This window comes from Allobosea sp. 2RAB26, assembly GCF_052115465.1.
Lineage (GTDB): Bacteria > Pseudomonadota > Alphaproteobacteria > Rhizobiales > Beijerinckiaceae > Allobosea.
The window spans coordinates 362,962-376,899 of the sequence record NZ_JBFRGS010000002.1 but is presented as its reverse complement, the minus strand read 5'-3'; the positions used below and the strand labels follow the sequence as shown (position 1 = coordinate 376,899).

The window sequence follows — 13,938 nt, the reverse complement described above, 5'->3', positions numbered from 1 at the left end:
CGAACGACCGTTAAAAAGAGTCGAAAAGGGTCCGGGAGGGACACGAGGATTATGGCACGACGCGTTCTGGTCGCAGAGTTCATGCATGAGACGAACACATTCAGTGTTCAGCTCACCGGAGAAGAGGTCTTTCGCAACGCCGGCCTCTATCTCGACAACGAGATTCCCCCGGCTTTCAGCGGCACGCGGACATCGCTCGGCGCAGCCTTCGAGGCGGCCGAGAAGTTCGGCTGGAGCCTGACCCACCCCATCGTCGCCCATGCCAACCCTTCAGGCCGCGTCACCGATGCGGCCTTCGAGCTATGCGCAGGCAAGATCGTCGCGGCCTGTGCCGGCGTCGACGGTGTGCTGCTGCATCTCCACGGCGCCATGGCGACGGAAAGCTCCGATGACGGCGAGGGCGAGCTGCTCTCCCGCATCCGCGCCAAGGTCGGCCCCTCCGTTCCGGTCGTCGCGGTGCTCGATCTGCACGCGACGCTGACAGAGCTGATGGCCGACAGCGCCAATGCGCTGATCTCCTACCGGACCTATCCGCATATCGACCAATATGAGCGGACCTGGCAGGCGGCCGAGCTGCTGCAGAAGGCGATGGATGGCGAGATCACGCCGACCGCCGCCGTTGCCCGCCGGCCCATCCTCTACGCTCTCGATGGCGGGCGCACGACCTCGCCCCCGTTCAAGGAGCTGCTGCGCCGCGGCGACGAGCTCGAGGCGAAGGGCGAGGCGCTGGTCGTCAGCGTCCAGGCCGGCTTCTCCTCGGCCGACGTCCACGATATCGGCCCCTCCGTCGTCGTCACCGCCAATGACCGCAACAAGGCCCAGGCCATCGCCGAAGAGCTGATGGATTATGCCTGGGAGCAGCGGCATTTCTCCTCGATCCATTTCACGCCCGTGGCCGAGGCCATGGTGAAGGCGAAGAATGGTGAGGGCCAGAACGGCGAGGGTAAGGCCGGCAAGCCGCTGGTGATCTCCGATTATTCCGACAATCCCGGCGCCGGCGCCTATGGCGACGCCACGAACCTGCTGCGCGCGGTCCTGGCCACCGGCCTGGAGAATGTCGCTTTCCACGCGATCTGCGACGGCGAGGCTGCGCTGCAGGCGCAGGCTGCCGGCGTCGGCAACACCGTGACGCTGATGCTCGGCGGCAAGGTCGATCCGAACATGGGCGGCGGCCCGCTCGAGGTCACCGGCCGGGTCGTCTCGATCACCGACGGCCATTTCATCGCTTATGGCCCGATGGGCGGCGGTGCCTGGCGCAGCTACGGGCTCAGCGTCATGCTGCGCATCGGCGGCGTCGAGCTCATCATCATCACCCATAACGGCCAGGCGACCGACCTCGCGCAGTTCACCTCGCTCGGCGTCGACCCGACGCGGAAATCGACGGTGATCGTCAAGTCGATGCAGCATTTCCGGGCCGCCTTCGAGCCGATCGCCCGCGAAGTGGTCGAGGTCGATACCGGCGCGCTGGCGACGCGCAATTTCAAGGAGCGCCCCTACAAGAGCGTTCGCCGGCCGATCTTCCCGCTCGACGACATCTAGCGCCTAAAGCATCGGCCCGAAAAGTGGATTGCGGTTTTCGGGAAAACCGATGCGAACACAGAAGGTTAGATCATCGAACCGGATAGGAAATCCGGTCCGATGATCGAGCCGGGGGCTTTGGCCTCCGGCGTGACGTTCGGACTAAAGCCCTGACATGAATTCGGAGTTTCCATGACGCTCTCCGCTCAAACCCCGGCTCACCGCGCCCGGCCGCAGGCCGATCTCGTCCTCAGGAACGGCCCGATCTGGTGCGGCCGCGAGGACGGCATCGTCGAGGCCCTGGCGATCTGGCAGGGCAGGGTGCTCGCCACCGGCAGCGATGCCGAGATCGCCGCCTTGATCGGCCCCGGGACCAAGGTGATCGATCTCGAGGGCCGGCTCGCCACGCCCGGCCTGAACGATTCCCACCTGCATCTCGTCTCGCTCGGCATGACCATGGACTGGGTCGATGCCCGCCCGGCGGTCGCGCCCGATCTTGCCTCCCTGCTCGATGCCATCGCCAAGCGTGCCGCCGGCACCAAGCCCGGCGACTGGATCCTGTCGCGCGGCTACGACCAGACCAAGCTCGATACCGGCCGGCATCCCTATCGCGAGGAACTCGACCGCGCCGCGCCGAACAATCCGGTCATGCTGATCCGGACCTGCGGCCATGTCTCGATCTGCAATTCGATGGCGCTGGAGCTCGCGGGCATCGACGAGGCCTCGCCGACCCCGCCCGGCGGCCTGATCGAACAGCAGAACGGTCGGCTCACCGGCATGCTGGCGGAAAACGCCCGCGCGCCGGTCTGGGCCGCGATCCCGCGCCCGACCGAGGAAGACCTCGTCACCGGCATCGAACGCGGCGGCAATTACCTGCTCTCGCTCGGCATCACCAGCTGCATGGATGCGGCGGTCGGCCAGCGCGGCGCCTTCGGCGAGATTTCGGCCTATCACCGCGCCAAGCGCGACGGCCGCCTGCCGGTGCGGACCTGGCTGACCCTGCTCGGCGACGAAGGCCGCTCGGTCGTGCCGCAATGCTACGAGGCCGGGCTGATCTCCGGCACCGGCGACGACATGCTGATGGTCGGCGCGGTCAAGCTCTTCCTCGACGGCTCGGCCGGCGGCCGCACCGCCTGGATGAACGCGCCCTATCTCGGCGAGGACAAGACCACCGGCGTGCAGATGTGCTCGAACGCCGATGTCGAGCGCCAGGTCATGGACGCCCATGTGAAGGGCTACCAGCTCGCCTGCCACGCCATTGGCGATGCGGCGATCGAGCAGCTGATCACGGCCTATGAGAAGGCGCTTGCCGCCCATCCCGATCCGGACCGCCGCCACCGCATCGAGCATTGCGGCTTCTCGACGCCCGAGCAGCATGAGCGCATGGTCGCGGCCGGCATCTATCCCTGCCCGCAGCAGGTCTTCATCTACGATTTCGGCGATGCCTATGTGAAGGTGCTCGGGCCGGAGCGGGCGCTGTCGAGCTACCCCTTGCGGACCTGGTTCGATCTCGGCCTGAAGCCGGCGACGGGCAGCGACGCGCCGGTCTGCGACCCCAATCCGTTCCCGAACTTCTACACCATGCTGACCCGCAAGACCTGGCGCGGCACGGTGATGGATGAGGCCCAGTGCGTCTCGATCGACGAGGCGCTGCAGGCCTATACCGAATTCGGCGCCTTCTCGCAGAAGCAGGAGGCCGTGAAGGGCCGGCTCGTGCCGGGCTATCTCGCCGACGTTGCCGTGTTCTCACGCAACCTTTTGACCGCAGCGCCCGAAGAGATCCTGAAGGACACGCGCTGCGATCTCACCATCCTGAACGGCAAGGTCGTGTTCGACCGCGCTGCGCAGAATGCCTGACCGGATAATTGCTCGGGGACAGCCGGCTAGACGACGGAGACAGACCGGAAAAACCAAGTAAGGTTCCGTACGGGACTGACCGGCGCCGCCCTTGAAAAGGGGGGCGCCACCAAAAAAATCAACGGGAAATTTGGGAGGATTTGACGTGTTGAAACGACTGGCTTTGACCACTGCCCTGACGCTGACGATGGCGTTCTCGGCCCAGGCGCAGGAACCGCGCCGCGGCGGCACGATCCGCTTCACGGCGCCCTATGCCGCATCCTTCGTCAGCAATGACAGCCATGTCTCGAACCAGATCCAGGACGAGATCTACGGCAACGCGCTGCACCGCGCGCTCTACAAGTGGGACTCGACCAACAACAAGCCGGTGCTGGAGCTCGCCAAGAGCGTGACCGCCTCCGCCGATGGCACGGTCCACACCTTCAAGCTGCGCGACGACGCGCTCTTCCATAACGGCCGCAAGATGACGGCTGACGACCTCATCTGGACCTACACCCGGCTGATGGACCCCACGAAGAACTATCCCGGCGCGGCCTATGTCCGGCGGGTCAAGGGCGCCCAGGAGTTCCAGAAGGGCGAGGCCAAGGAAATCTCGGGCCTGAAGAAGATCGATGATTTCACGCTCGAGATCACGCTGATCGAGAAGGCCGATCCCGGCTTCCTGTTCCGGACAGCCACGACCTCGATCTACCCGGCCAAGGAAGCGCAGGAGCCTGACTTCTTCAACAAGCCGATCGGCCTTGGCCCGTTCAAGTTCGTCGAGCATGTTCCGGGCTCGCGCATGGTGCTGGAGCGCTGGGAGAAGTTCTACCAGGCCGGCAAGCCCTATGCCGACAAGGTCGTGATCTCGCCGATGGGTGAGGCGGCTGCCCGCGACATCGCCTTCCGCAACAAGGAGATCGACGTCTCCATCCTGGGGCCGACGCAATATGTCGCCTACCAGGCCGATCCGAACCTGAAGAAGGGCATCCTCGAGGTCGCGGAAGTCTTCACCCGCAACATGGGCATGAACCCGAACTTCAAGCCCTTCTCCGACAAGCGCGTGCGCCAGGCGATCAACCATGCGATCGACGCCGACCTGATCATCAAGCGCCTCGTCCGTGACAAGGCCTATCGCGCCACCGGCTGGCTGCCGCTCTCCTCGCCGGCCTATGACAAGGACATGAAGCCCTACGACTTCAATCCCGAGAAGGCGAAGAAGCTCCTGACCGAGGCCGGTTATCCCGATGGCTTCGAGTTCGAGTGGACTGCCAGCCCGAACGAGAGCTGGGGCGTTCCGATCGTCGAGGCCGTGATCCCGATGCTGGCCAAGGTCGGCGTCAAGGTGAAGATCAAGCCGGTCGAAGGCTCGGCGCTCGGCGGCATCGTCTCGAAGGGGGATTTCCAGGCCTATATCTGGTCGAACACTTCTGGTCCCGATCCGCTGACCCAGATGAAGTGCTTCTACTCGCAGACGCCCCAGAGCGCCTGCAACTACACCACCTACAAGAACCCGGCCGTCGACAAGCTGATCGAGGAAGCCGGCGCGACGGACGATGTGGCCAAGCGCATCGACCTGCTGAAGAAGGCGAACGGCATCGTCTATGAAGACGCCCCGGTCTGGTTCTTCAACTACAACAAGGCGGTCATGGCCTATCAGCCCTGGCTGAAGGGCCTGCAGCCCAACGCGACGGAACTCGCTCTGCAGTACTACGAGGATCTCTGGGTCGACGCGTCGTCCCCGGCCGCGAAGTAATCTCTAGAGCGCATCCAAGCCCGACGCCCGGCGGCCTTCGCTGCCGGGCGTCCGTGGCCAGGAGTTCTGCATGCTGTCTTATGTCTTTCGGCGCCTGCTGCAGGCGATCCCGATTCTGCTCGCTGTCGCGGCGCTGATCTTCCTGCTGTTCAGCGTCATTCCGGGCAGCTTCGCCTCCAGCCAGATGGCTGACGGGCGCACCGTCATGGACGCGGAAGCCGTCGCCCGCATGAACCAGCAGTTCGGGCTCGACCAGCCCGTCGCGACGCGGTTCGTGAAATATATCGGGCAATTGGTGACGCTCGATCTCGGCACCTCGTTCCGCACCCGCCAGCCGGTCTGGCACCTGATTGCCGAACGTCTCTGGCCGACGCTCCAACTCGCCTTCGCCTCGATGCTGTTTGCAATCGCGATCGGCGTCCCCTTAGGCTTCCTGGCGGCGCTGCGGCCGGGCAGCTGGATCGACATGGTCTCGATGGTGGCGGCCGTCTCCGGCCTCTCCCTGCCGAAATTCTGGCTCGGCCTGATGCTGATGTATCTCTTCGCGCTGACCTTGGGCTGGCTGCCGAGCTTCGGCTATGGCGACGGCGCGCTGAAGAACCTGATCCTGCCCTCGATCGCTCTTGGCGTCGCGCCGCTCGCCCTGCTGGCGCGCACCACGCGCGCCTCCGTGCTCGAGATCATGAACGCCGATTTCGTCCGCACCGCCCGGTCCAAGGGCATGAGCGAGCGCCGCGTCGTGCAATGGCACCTGGCGCGCAATGCGCTCGTCATCGTGCTCACCACGGTCGGCCTGCAGTTCGGCTCGGTGATCGGCCAGGCCGTCGTGGTCGAAAAGCTCTTCGCCTGGCCGGGCCTCGGCTCGCTGCTCGTCGACAGCGTCTCGCTGCGCGATATCCCGGTGGTGCAGGGCTGCATCCTGGTGATCGTGCTGTTCTTCCTGCTGGTCAACATGCTCGTGGACGTTCTCGCCGCGATCATCGACCCCCGCATCAGATACACCTGAGGGTGCCGATGAAATTCAGAGCCAATCTCGTGATCGGGGGCGTGCTGTTCGCGGCCGTCGTCGTCGCCGGTACGTTTGCCCCCTTCCTCGCCCATACCGACCCGGTCATGGACGCCAACCTGATGAATGCCGAGGTTCCGCCCGGCAGCGAGTTCTGGTTCGGCACCGATGCGCAGGGCCGCGACATCTACAGCCGCGTGCTGCATGGCGCCCGCATCTCGCTGACGGTCGGCATCGTCTCGCAGCTGATCAACACGGTGATCGGCGTCGCGCTCGGCTTGTCGGCCGGCTATTGGGGCGGCTGGTGGGACGATCTGGTCAGCGGCCTGACCAACATGATGCTGGCGATCCCCTCGCTGATCTTCGCGCTGGCGATCATGGCGATCCTGAGCCCCGGCCTGACCAGCCTCCTGATCGCGCTCGGCCTGACCAACTGGTCCTATACCTGCCGGCTCTCGCGCGCCTCGACGCTCTCGCTCAAGAACCAGGGCTATGTCCAGGCCGCCAAGGTGCTGGGCTACAGCGATATCCGCATCATGGTGACGCAGATCCTGCCCAATATCCTGGGGCCGATCATCGTCATCGGCACGCTCGGCATGGGCGGTGCGGTTCTGGCCGAGGCCGCGCTCTCCTTCCTCGGGCTCGGCATCCGTCCGCCCTTCCCGAGCTGGGGCAGCATGCTCTCGGATGCGCGCGACCAGATCACCACCGCGCCCTGGATCTCGGTCTTCCCGGGCCTGGCGATCTTCGTCACCGTGCTCGGGCTGAACCTGCTCGGTGACGGCCTGCGCGACATCCTCGATCCGCAGTCACGGGCGCGACGCGCATGAATGGGACGGGCATGAGTGGCGAGGCGCTTCTCGAAGTCGAGAACCTGCGGCTCGACCTGATCGTCGGTGCGAGGCGCTTCCCGGCGGTGAAGGATGTCTCCTTCACCATCGGGCGCGGCGAGACGCTTGGCCTCGTCGGCGAGTCCGGCTGCGGCAAGAGCATCACCGCGCTCTCGCTGATCGGCCTGCTCAGGCACCCGCTCGCGATCGGCGGCGGCAAGATCCGCTTCAAGGGCCGCGAGATCCAGAGCCTCTCGGCGGGCGAGATGCGCAAGCTGCGCGGCAACGCCATCTCGATGATCTTCCAGGAACCGATGACGGCGCTGAACCCGCTCTCGCCGGTCGGGCGCCAGATCGCCGAGATGTTCGTACTGCACAAGGGCGCGACCTGGCACGAGGCTGAAGCCAAGGCGGTCGAGGCCCTGGCCAATGTCCGCGTCCCGGCGCCGGACCGGCGCGTCAAGGATTTTCCGCACCAGCTCTCGGGCGGCATGCGCCAGCGCGTGATGATCGCGATCGCGCTCGCCTGCCGGCCGGACCTGCTCTTGGCCGACGAGCCGACGACGGCGCTCGACGTCACCGTCCAGGCCGAAATCCTCGACCTGATCCGCGACCTCTCGGCGGCGCAGGGCACGGCGGTTCTGATGATCAGCCATGATCTCGGCCTGATCGCCAATATGTGCGCCCGCGTCGGCGTGATGTATGCCGGCCGCCTCGTCGAGCAGCGCCCGGCCCAGGAAGTCTTCCGGACGCCGAGCCACCCCTATACCAGGGGCCTCGTCGCCTCCTTGCCGCTGTTGGGCGCGCGCGCCCGCCATGGCCGCCACAAGCTCAAGGAGATCACCGGCGTCGTGCCGGCGGTGACGGCTTTTCCTGACGGGTGCCGCTTCAACCCGCGCTGCTATGCCAGGACCGAGATCTGCGTGGCGCAGGATCCCGGAGTGACGCCGTTGCCGCAGGACGGCCTGGTGAGGTGCCATCATCATGAGTGACACGGGCGACCAGACCATCCTCAAGGTCGAGGACCTCGAGGTGAAGTTCGATCTCGGCGGCGGGCTGTTCGGTGGCAAGCGCCGCACCGTCCATGCCGTCGACGGTGTCGATCTCGTGTTGCGCAAGGGCGAATGCCTTGGGCTCGTCGGGGAATCCGGCTGCGGAAAATCGACGCTGGCGCTCTCGATCCTCGGCCTGCAGGCGCCGACGCGCGGCCGCGTCATTCTCGACGGGCAGGACATCGCCGCGCCCGGCGTCGACCGCAAGGCCCGCGCCCGCATCGCGCAGATGGTGTTCCAGGACCCGTATTCCTCGCTGAACCCGCGCCAGTCGGTGCGGCGGACGCTGGAAACGCCGCTGCGCATGCATGGCGTCACGACGAAGAGCGAGGTCGACGACCGCATCGCCGAGATCATGCGCCATGTCGGCCTGCGGGCGGAGCAGGCCGAGCGCTATCCGCATGAATTCTCCGGCGGCCAGCGCCAGCGCATCGGCATCGCCCGCGCACTGATCCTGAAGCCGAAGATCGTGGTGCTGGACGAGCCGGTCTCGGCGCTCGACGTCTCGATCCGGGCGCAGATCATCAACCTGCTGCTCGAGCTCAAGGACACGCTCTCGCTCTCCTACATCATGATCAGCCATGATCTCGGGGTCGTCGAGCATATGAGCGACCGCGTCGCGGTGATGTATCTCGGCCGGATCGTCGAGACCGGCGACTGGCACACGATCTTCACGCAGCCGCGCCACCCCTATACCCGCGCGCTGATCGCCGCGATCCCCGATCCGTTCAACCACGGGCTGGCGGTAAAAATGTCGGGCGAGGTGCCGAACCCGCTCGAGCCGCCCTCCGGCTGCCGCTTCCACCCGCGCTGCCCGGAGATGCGGGAGGGCTGCCGCGCCCAGCCGACGCCGCCGCTGGCCTCGATCGGTGGCGCGCACGCCGTCCCGCACGAGGTCCGCTGCATCAGGGCCGCAGAACTCGTCTGAGCGGCCCTAAAGCATCGGCCCGAAAAGTGGATTGCGGTTTTCGGGACAAAGCCGATGCGAACAACCGCTACGGCATTGTTGATCATCCGAAGGACATAAGAACCATGGCGAAACCCATGCCGAACCATTCCGCGCCTCAGGCGACTGCGGGCCTCGATGACGGGCCGCTCGAGAGCATCCGTTTCACCGGCCTCAACGCCGGCCCAAAGCTGATCGTGCTCGGCGCCGTCCATGGCAACGAGACCTGCGGCCCCAACGCCATCCGCCGCGTCATCGAGGAGTGCCGCTCCGGCAAGCTGGTCATTCGCCGCGGCGAGGTCACCTTCCTGCCGGTCGCCAATCCCAAGGCCTACCGGCTGAAGACCCGCGAGGGCGACCGCAACCTCAACCGCGACATGCGCGAGAAGCCGCTGCCGGCGAATTACGAGGACCGGATCGGCAACCATATCTGCGCGCTGCTGCGCCAGCATGAGGTCCTGCTCGATGTCCATTCCTTCCGGGGCGAGGGCGAGCCCTTCGTCTTCTTCGGACCCGAGGACAACCGGGGCGAGCTCGAGCCGTTCAGCCAGGCGCAGGCCGAGGGCGCCTTTGCCGCCTGCCTCGGCGTGCCGGTGGTGATCCATGGCTGGCTCGACAATTACGTCCGGCTGATCGCGGCGCGCGAGGAATTGAACCTGCCGCGCCTCTCGGTCACCGAGGGCTATGGCACGACCGAATATATGCGCTTTGCCGGCGGCTATGGCGTGACGCTCGAATGCGGCTCGCATGACGACCCGGCCTCGATCGAGATCGGCTATGCCGCGATCCTGAACGCGCTCGCCCATCTCGGCCTGATCGATGCCCCGGCGCCTTCAACCGCTGGCCGGACCGTCATCCACATCACGCAGGTGATCATCTGCGAGGCTGAAGGCGACAAGGTCGAGGGCGACTGGAAGACCGGTGACGCGCTCGCCAAGGGCCAGGTGATCGCGCGCCGCGCCAATGGCGAGGCCGTGACGGCGCCGGAGGACGGCTACATCATCTTCCCGAGCACGACGGCCAAGCCCGGCGAAGGCATCTGCTATTTCGGGGTGAAGAGCACGAGAACGCTCTGATGCTATCGGCCGGGCAGGGGGCGCCGCCTTCTGCCCGGCCTCAGAAGCAGGTGAAGGAATAGGTTTTCTGGGTCTGCAGCAGGCGGTCGGTCAGGCCGCCCGGCGGATCGGAATTGTCGTTGAAGTCGAAACCGTATGGACAGATCGTCGACGCATAGCGGTTCGCGAAGGAATCCATGCGCAGCACCACCGAGGCGCGCGGCTCGTCGAATTCGCGCTTGGTGTGGATCTTCAGGAGATGGCTGTAGAGGCCGAGTTTCTCGACCGAGTACTTGATCGGCCCGGTCGGGGCATTGATGCCGTCGGGAATATCGATCAGCACGGAATTGGCGCAGCCCGACAGGGCCGCCCCCAGCGCCAGCGCGAGCAAGGCCTGACTTCTCATGGCGACTCAAGCCCCCGCGACCCGACAGCGACAAACTCAGCATAGTCCGGTGCAACTGTCGATTTTCAAAGCGGCTTCAGGGGATATACGACGCGGCCCTTGATACGGCCGGGAGCCGTTGCAGTCTTGCCACGCGCATCGGCACGTGCCCGCTTCTGGTCGGCCTCACCCGCGTGGCAGCCTCGCTGCGAGATCAGTCGATGATTTCGTCGGCCAGGGCGATCAAGGCATCGGGTATGATCAGACCGATCTGCCTTGCCGTCCTGAGGTTGAGCACGAGTTCGAACTCGGAGGATCGTTCAACCGGCAGCTCGGAGGGCTTGGCTCCCTTGAGGATGCGAGCGGCATAATAGGCCAGCCTCTTGAAGCTCTCCTCGAGGCGAGGACCGAAGGTCAGGAGCCCGCCACTGCGGGCAAACGTGCTCCAGCCGGATAGGGCCGGGATCCGGTGCGCCGAGGCGAACGCGGCAATCTGCTTCTGGCTCTGCAGCATGACGCTGTCAGGCAGCACCACGAGCGCGTCCGGCGGATGCCCGGCGAGGCTTGCAAGCAGGTCGCCGACCTCCTGGACATTGCGCGTCGGAACCCACCGAAGCTCCATCCCGAGCTGGCGTGCCATGGCCTGGGACGCGGCGATTTCGAGCGCGGCGCCGGGATGGACGGGGTCGCCCATGAGGACGACCCTTTTGGCCTGTGGCGCGGCCATCCGCAGCAGATCGAGCCGCTTCTCGTTCAACTCGATCGCCATGAAGCTGACACCGGTCAGGTTCCGGCTCGGGCGGGCCAGGCTGTCGGTGAGTTCAGCCGTGACGGGGTCGCCGCTGAAGCCATAGACGACGGGGATCTCGGTCAGCCCTCGCAGGCCGAAAATGGCCGTGCCTTGAGCGATGATCACATCGGGTCTGAGGCCGATGAGCTCGTCGACGACGGCCGACAGCCGTTCCGGATTCCCGTCGGCCGAGTGCGCGAGGACTTCGATATTCCGGCCCTCGATATAGCCTTCCGCCGCGAGGCCGCTTCGGAAGGCGCCAAGATAGCTCTCGACCTGAGCCAGCGGAAACAGGGAAATCCAGCCGATCCGGGCGGGCCTACGCCCCGTTTGCGCATGGGCGGAATTGCCGGGAAGAACGAGGCCGACCAACAGAACAAGGCCGGCCAGGAGGACGGGGCTGAAAGCGAGACGCCAGCTTGGCTTCATCGGTCACTCCACAGGTCTCAGCCTTGAGCAGGAGCAGGCCTCTCGTCGACGGATAGGCCGGACACGAGCGGCTCCCCATCATACGCATCAATGCGCCGTTTGGTAGCAAACCCTGCCGGGGGCCGCGGTTGCGGCGCGCCGCCGGAATGGCCAGGGGGACCCGTCGCGCCGCGCTCATTCACCCGCGTCGCGATAGCGCTGGTCGAACCGTCGCTCGTCGCTGTGCTGCGACCAGTCCTCCTCGGGGATCGGCTTCCAGAACAGCACGCGGATGAACAGCATCATCAGCGCCCCCAGGAGGATCAGGGCGACCAGCGCGGCGATCAGATATTCCAGGATGGTCGGTGCCATCGGTCAGCCTCCAAGCGGCAATGCGTGGGTGATGTCGGTGCGCAGCGGCGCGGGCCGGCCGGTGGCCTCAGCATTCGCGCCGGTCAGGGCGATGATCCGGAACGGCCCGCCGGCGGCGAGCCGGGTCGCTTCCGAGCAGGCGAGTGCGCCAAGGCGCGCGATCTGCCCCTGGTCGAAGCCGGCGCCGCGCAGCGCCGCATCGCTGCATTCGCCCTGGTCGCCGGTGATCTCGATGATCGCCACGGCCATCCGGCGGATGCTGTTTGTGTCCGCGAGCGAACGGGCCTGCGCCCAGTTGCTGCGGAGATCGTCCAGCGCCTCGGCAAAGCCTGGCCCACGGCCATGGATGCAGTGGCCGGCCGCGATGCCCTGGGGGTAGAGCACGCCGCGCACGGCGGACTCATCCGGGTGCTCGGTGCTGACCGAGAGATCGGCCCAGGCCGCCGGCCCGGCTTCCCCCGCAATGGCGCGCAAGGCGCCCCTGATGGCGAGCGGTGTCATCTGCGAATCCTCGGAAGGAATGGGTTTGGAAAGGCTCGTCATGGCCATGGCGCTCACTCCGCGGCCTCGAGGCGCCGGGCGCGGCTGAAATCGGCATAAGCCGCGGCGCGGTCATCGGGGCTGGTCGCCTCGATCATCGCGTCATGCAGCTGGCTGAATTTTCGCAGCGCCTGGATCGCGATCCATTCCTGCGCCATGCCCCAGCGCCAGTCCTGCGAGCGCACCGTCTTGCCGTCGCTGGTCATCGCCTGGAGATCGAAGTAGCTGGCCTCCGCATCGGTGGCGACCACCAGCTCGTAAAACCCCTCCGACCGGTCATCATGGCCGAGTTCCAGCGTCTCGATGCTGATGGGGAAGCTGCGGGCCATCTCAGGCCCCGACCAGCGCAGCCGCGGGGCTGGCGCAGCGCGGCGAAGAATGATCCGCCGGCCGCCCGATGCGGGCCCCTTCGCCGTCCATGCTGTCGAAGCCGATCCCGCTCATTCCCGTCATCCCCGCCTCTCCGTTTGATGCAGGGATGATAACTTAAATTATCATCGTGTCAATAATGAAAGTTATCGAATCCACTGGGGCGAGCCGTCGAAACCGACTCGACTTGTCCGCCCCCCTCTGGCTTAAATGAGAACGAAACAGGAACGAAAGGGATTTGTGATGAGCCTGGCCTATTCGGGAAGTGGTGAGCGGCCCGAACTGTCTTACGTCGCGTCGCTGGACATCCAATGCGAGGATTGCGGGCGCACGAAGCGGATGTGGCCGGGCGCGATCCAGGAGGTGATCGGGCAGGGGACGCGCACCCTGATGGGCCTGCACAACCGGCTGTCCTGCTCGGTCTGCCGCGAGCGCGGCGGCCTCGGCAAGAACATCACCCTCGTGCCGATTTTCAGGAGGAGCGCATGACGATTCCAGCGAACCGGCTGCAGGCCATCCAGGATCGGGACATGTCCGGCGGCGCCCTGGCGCGCCCTACAACAGGATCGTTAGATACTGTTGTATGTGATTGTGATTGTGATTGGCATACCTGCAGCACATCCCCCGGCAATGCCGCAGCACATGCTGCAGCATATGCAGCAGCATCCCTGCGATTGATCAGGCACCCGTCGCGTTCGCTGCTTGAGAACAGAGCGGCGGCGGGGGCGTTGCCGGACATCCGATGCGAGGATTGCGGGCGCACGAAGCGGATGTGGCCGGGCGCAATCCAGGAGGTGATCGGGCAGGGGACGCGCACTCTGATGGCCCAGCACAACCGGCTCGTCCGCTCGGTCTGCCGCGAGCGCGGCGGGCTCGGCAAGAACATCAACCTCGTGCCGATTTTCAGGAGGAGCGCATGACTATTCCAGCGAACCGACTGCAGGCCATCCACGATCGGGACATGTCCGGCGGCGCCCTGGCGCGCCCTACAACAGGATCGTTAGATACTGTTGTATGTGATTGTGATTGTGATTGGCATACCTGCAGCACATCCCCCGGTAATGCTGTTGCATAT

The 13,938-nt window shown here is 65.7% G+C and carries 15 protein-coding genes; 10 read left to right on the top strand and 5 right to left on the bottom strand.

The annotated features are described in order from the left end of the window. The first annotated feature begins 51 nt into the window (after positions 1 to 51). From AB4118_RS04880 to AB4118_RS04845, 8 genes are all read left to right on the top strand, one after another. The gene (locus AB4118_RS04880; RefSeq protein ID WP_441488673.1) at positions 52 to 1,539 is read left to right on the top strand and encodes a M81 family metallopeptidase; all 1,488 of its coding nucleotides are present in this window, start codon (positions 52 to 54) and stop codon (positions 1,537 to 1,539) included. Between the two features lie 171 nt (positions 1,540 to 1,710). Then, positions 1,711 to 3,375, top strand: coding sequence for an amidohydrolase (locus tag AB4118_RS04875; RefSeq protein WP_441488672.1), 1,665 nt, complete (start codon positions 1,711 to 1,713; stop codon positions 3,373 to 3,375). Between the two features lie 148 nt (positions 3,376 to 3,523). After that, positions 3,524 to 5,110, top strand: a complete 1,587-nt coding sequence (locus tag AB4118_RS04870; protein ID WP_441488842.1) for an ABC transporter substrate-binding protein — start codon at positions 3,524 to 3,526, stop codon at positions 5,108 to 5,110. A 70-nt stretch (positions 5,111 to 5,180) separates the two neighbouring features. Then, a complete protein-coding gene (locus tag AB4118_RS04865; RefSeq protein WP_441488671.1) occupies positions 5,181 to 6,116 on the top strand; it encodes an ABC transporter permease in 936 nt (311 codons plus the stop codon). An 8-nt stretch (positions 6,117 to 6,124) separates the two neighbouring features. Then, entirely contained in the window at positions 6,125 to 6,946 is an 822-nt protein-coding gene (locus tag AB4118_RS04860) for an ABC transporter permease (protein ID WP_441488670.1), read from the top strand. 11 nt (positions 6,947 to 6,957) lie between these two features. Next, positions 6,958 to 7,938 (top strand): ABC transporter ATP-binding protein, encoded by a 981-nt coding sequence (locus AB4118_RS04855; protein ID WP_441488841.1) that lies wholly within the window; start codon positions 6,958 to 6,960, stop codon positions 7,936 to 7,938. Continuing rightward, positions 7,931 to 8,926: an ABC transporter ATP-binding protein gene (locus AB4118_RS04850; RefSeq protein ID WP_441488669.1), complete on the top strand. Its 996-nt coding sequence runs from the start codon at positions 7,931 to 7,933 to the stop codon at positions 8,924 to 8,926. The genes AB4118_RS04855 and AB4118_RS04850 overlap by 8 nt, the downstream gene beginning before the upstream one ends. A gap of 104 nt (positions 8,927 to 9,030) precedes the next feature. Then, positions 9,031 to 10,020: a succinylglutamate desuccinylase/aspartoacylase family protein gene (locus AB4118_RS04845; RefSeq protein WP_441488668.1), complete on the top strand. Its 990-nt coding sequence runs from the start codon at positions 9,031 to 9,033 to the stop codon at positions 10,018 to 10,020. Positions 10,021 to 10,060: 40 nt separating this feature from the next. Here the strand turns inward: AB4118_RS04845 and AB4118_RS04840 are convergent, their stop codons facing one another. The 5 genes from AB4118_RS04840 to AB4118_RS04820 form a co-directional block, all read right to left on the bottom strand. Beyond that, complete coding sequence (locus AB4118_RS04840) at positions 10,061 to 10,405, bottom strand: hypothetical protein (protein WP_441488667.1); 345 nt, start codon at positions 10,403 to 10,405, stop codon at positions 10,061 to 10,063. A gap of 193 nt (positions 10,406 to 10,598) precedes the next feature. After that, positions 10,599 to 11,603 carry an ABC transporter substrate-binding protein gene (locus AB4118_RS04835; RefSeq protein ID WP_441488666.1) on the bottom strand — a complete coding sequence of 335 codons (1,005 nt, stop codon included), beginning with the start codon at positions 11,601 to 11,603 and terminating at the stop codon, positions 10,599 to 10,601. A gap of 174 nt (positions 11,604 to 11,777) precedes the next feature. Continuing rightward, positions 11,778 to 11,954: a hypothetical protein gene (locus AB4118_RS04830; RefSeq protein ID WP_441488665.1), complete on the bottom strand. Its 177-nt coding sequence runs from the start codon at positions 11,952 to 11,954 to the stop codon at positions 11,778 to 11,780. A gap of 3 nt (positions 11,955 to 11,957) precedes the next feature. Next, complete coding sequence (locus AB4118_RS04825; protein ID WP_441488664.1) at positions 11,958 to 12,455, bottom strand: hypothetical protein; 498 nt, start codon at positions 12,453 to 12,455, stop codon at positions 11,958 to 11,960. A 53-nt stretch (positions 12,456 to 12,508) separates the two neighbouring features. Beyond that, positions 12,509 to 12,823, bottom strand: a complete 315-nt coding sequence (locus AB4118_RS04820; protein WP_441488663.1) for a hypothetical protein — start codon at positions 12,821 to 12,823, stop codon at positions 12,509 to 12,511. Between the two features lie 283 nt (positions 12,824 to 13,106). Between AB4118_RS04820 and AB4118_RS04815 the strand changes: the two genes are divergently transcribed. Continuing rightward, positions 13,107 to 13,352, top strand: coding sequence for a hypothetical protein (locus AB4118_RS04815; RefSeq protein WP_441488662.1), 246 nt, complete (start codon positions 13,107 to 13,109; stop codon positions 13,350 to 13,352). Further along, complete coding sequence (locus tag AB4118_RS04810) at positions 13,349 to 13,783, top strand: hypothetical protein (protein WP_441488661.1); 435 nt, start codon at positions 13,349 to 13,351, stop codon at positions 13,781 to 13,783. The genes AB4118_RS04815 and AB4118_RS04810 overlap by 4 nt, the downstream gene beginning before the upstream one ends. Positions 13,784 to 13,938: the final 155 nt, after the last annotated feature.

Excerpts from the sequence above, each read along its gene's own strand:
- AB4118_RS04880 (WP_441488673.1), top strand. The coding sequence starts at position 52 with ATGGCACGACGCGTTCTGGTCGCAGAGTTCATGCATGAGACGAACACA.
- AB4118_RS04875 (WP_441488672.1), top strand. The coding sequence starts at position 1,711 with ATGACGCTCTCCGCTCAAACCCCGGCTCACCGCGCCCGGCCGCAGGCC.
- AB4118_RS04865 (WP_441488671.1), top strand. The coding sequence starts at position 5,181 with ATGCTGTCTTATGTCTTTCGGCGCCTGCTGCAGGCGATCCCGATTCTG.
- AB4118_RS04860 (WP_441488670.1), top strand. The coding sequence starts at position 6,125 with ATGAAATTCAGAGCCAATCTCGTGATCGGGGGCGTGCTGTTCGCGGCC.
- AB4118_RS04855 (WP_441488841.1), top strand. The coding sequence starts at position 6,958 with ATGAGTGGCGAGGCGCTTCTCGAAGTCGAGAACCTGCGGCTCGACCTG.
- AB4118_RS04850 (WP_441488669.1), top strand. The coding sequence starts at position 7,931 with ATGAGTGACACGGGCGACCAGACCATCCTCAAGGTCGAGGACCTCGAG.
- AB4118_RS04845 (WP_441488668.1), top strand. The coding sequence starts at position 9,031 with ATGGCGAAACCCATGCCGAACCATTCCGCGCCTCAGGCGACTGCGGGC.
- AB4118_RS04840 (WP_441488667.1), bottom strand. The coding sequence starts at position 10,405 with ATGAGAAGTCAGGCCTTGCTCGCGCTGGCGCTGGGGGCGGCCCTGTCG.
- AB4118_RS04835 (WP_441488666.1), bottom strand. The coding sequence starts at position 11,603 with ATGAAGCCAAGCTGGCGTCTCGCTTTCAGCCCCGTCCTCCTGGCCGGC.
- AB4118_RS04830 (WP_441488665.1), bottom strand. The coding sequence starts at position 11,954 with ATGGCACCGACCATCCTGGAATATCTGATCGCCGCGCTGGTCGCCCTG.
- AB4118_RS04825 (WP_441488664.1), bottom strand. The coding sequence starts at position 12,455 with ATGACACCGCTCGCCATCAGGGGCGCCTTGCGCGCCATTGCGGGGGAA.
- AB4118_RS04820 (WP_441488663.1), bottom strand. The coding sequence starts at position 12,823 with ATGGCCCGCAGCTTCCCCATCAGCATCGAGACGCTGGAACTCGGCCAT.
- AB4118_RS04815 (WP_441488662.1), top strand. The coding sequence starts at position 13,107 with ATGAGCCTGGCCTATTCGGGAAGTGGTGAGCGGCCCGAACTGTCTTAC.
- AB4118_RS04810 (WP_441488661.1), top strand. The coding sequence starts at position 13,349 with ATGACGATTCCAGCGAACCGGCTGCAGGCCATCCAGGATCGGGACATG.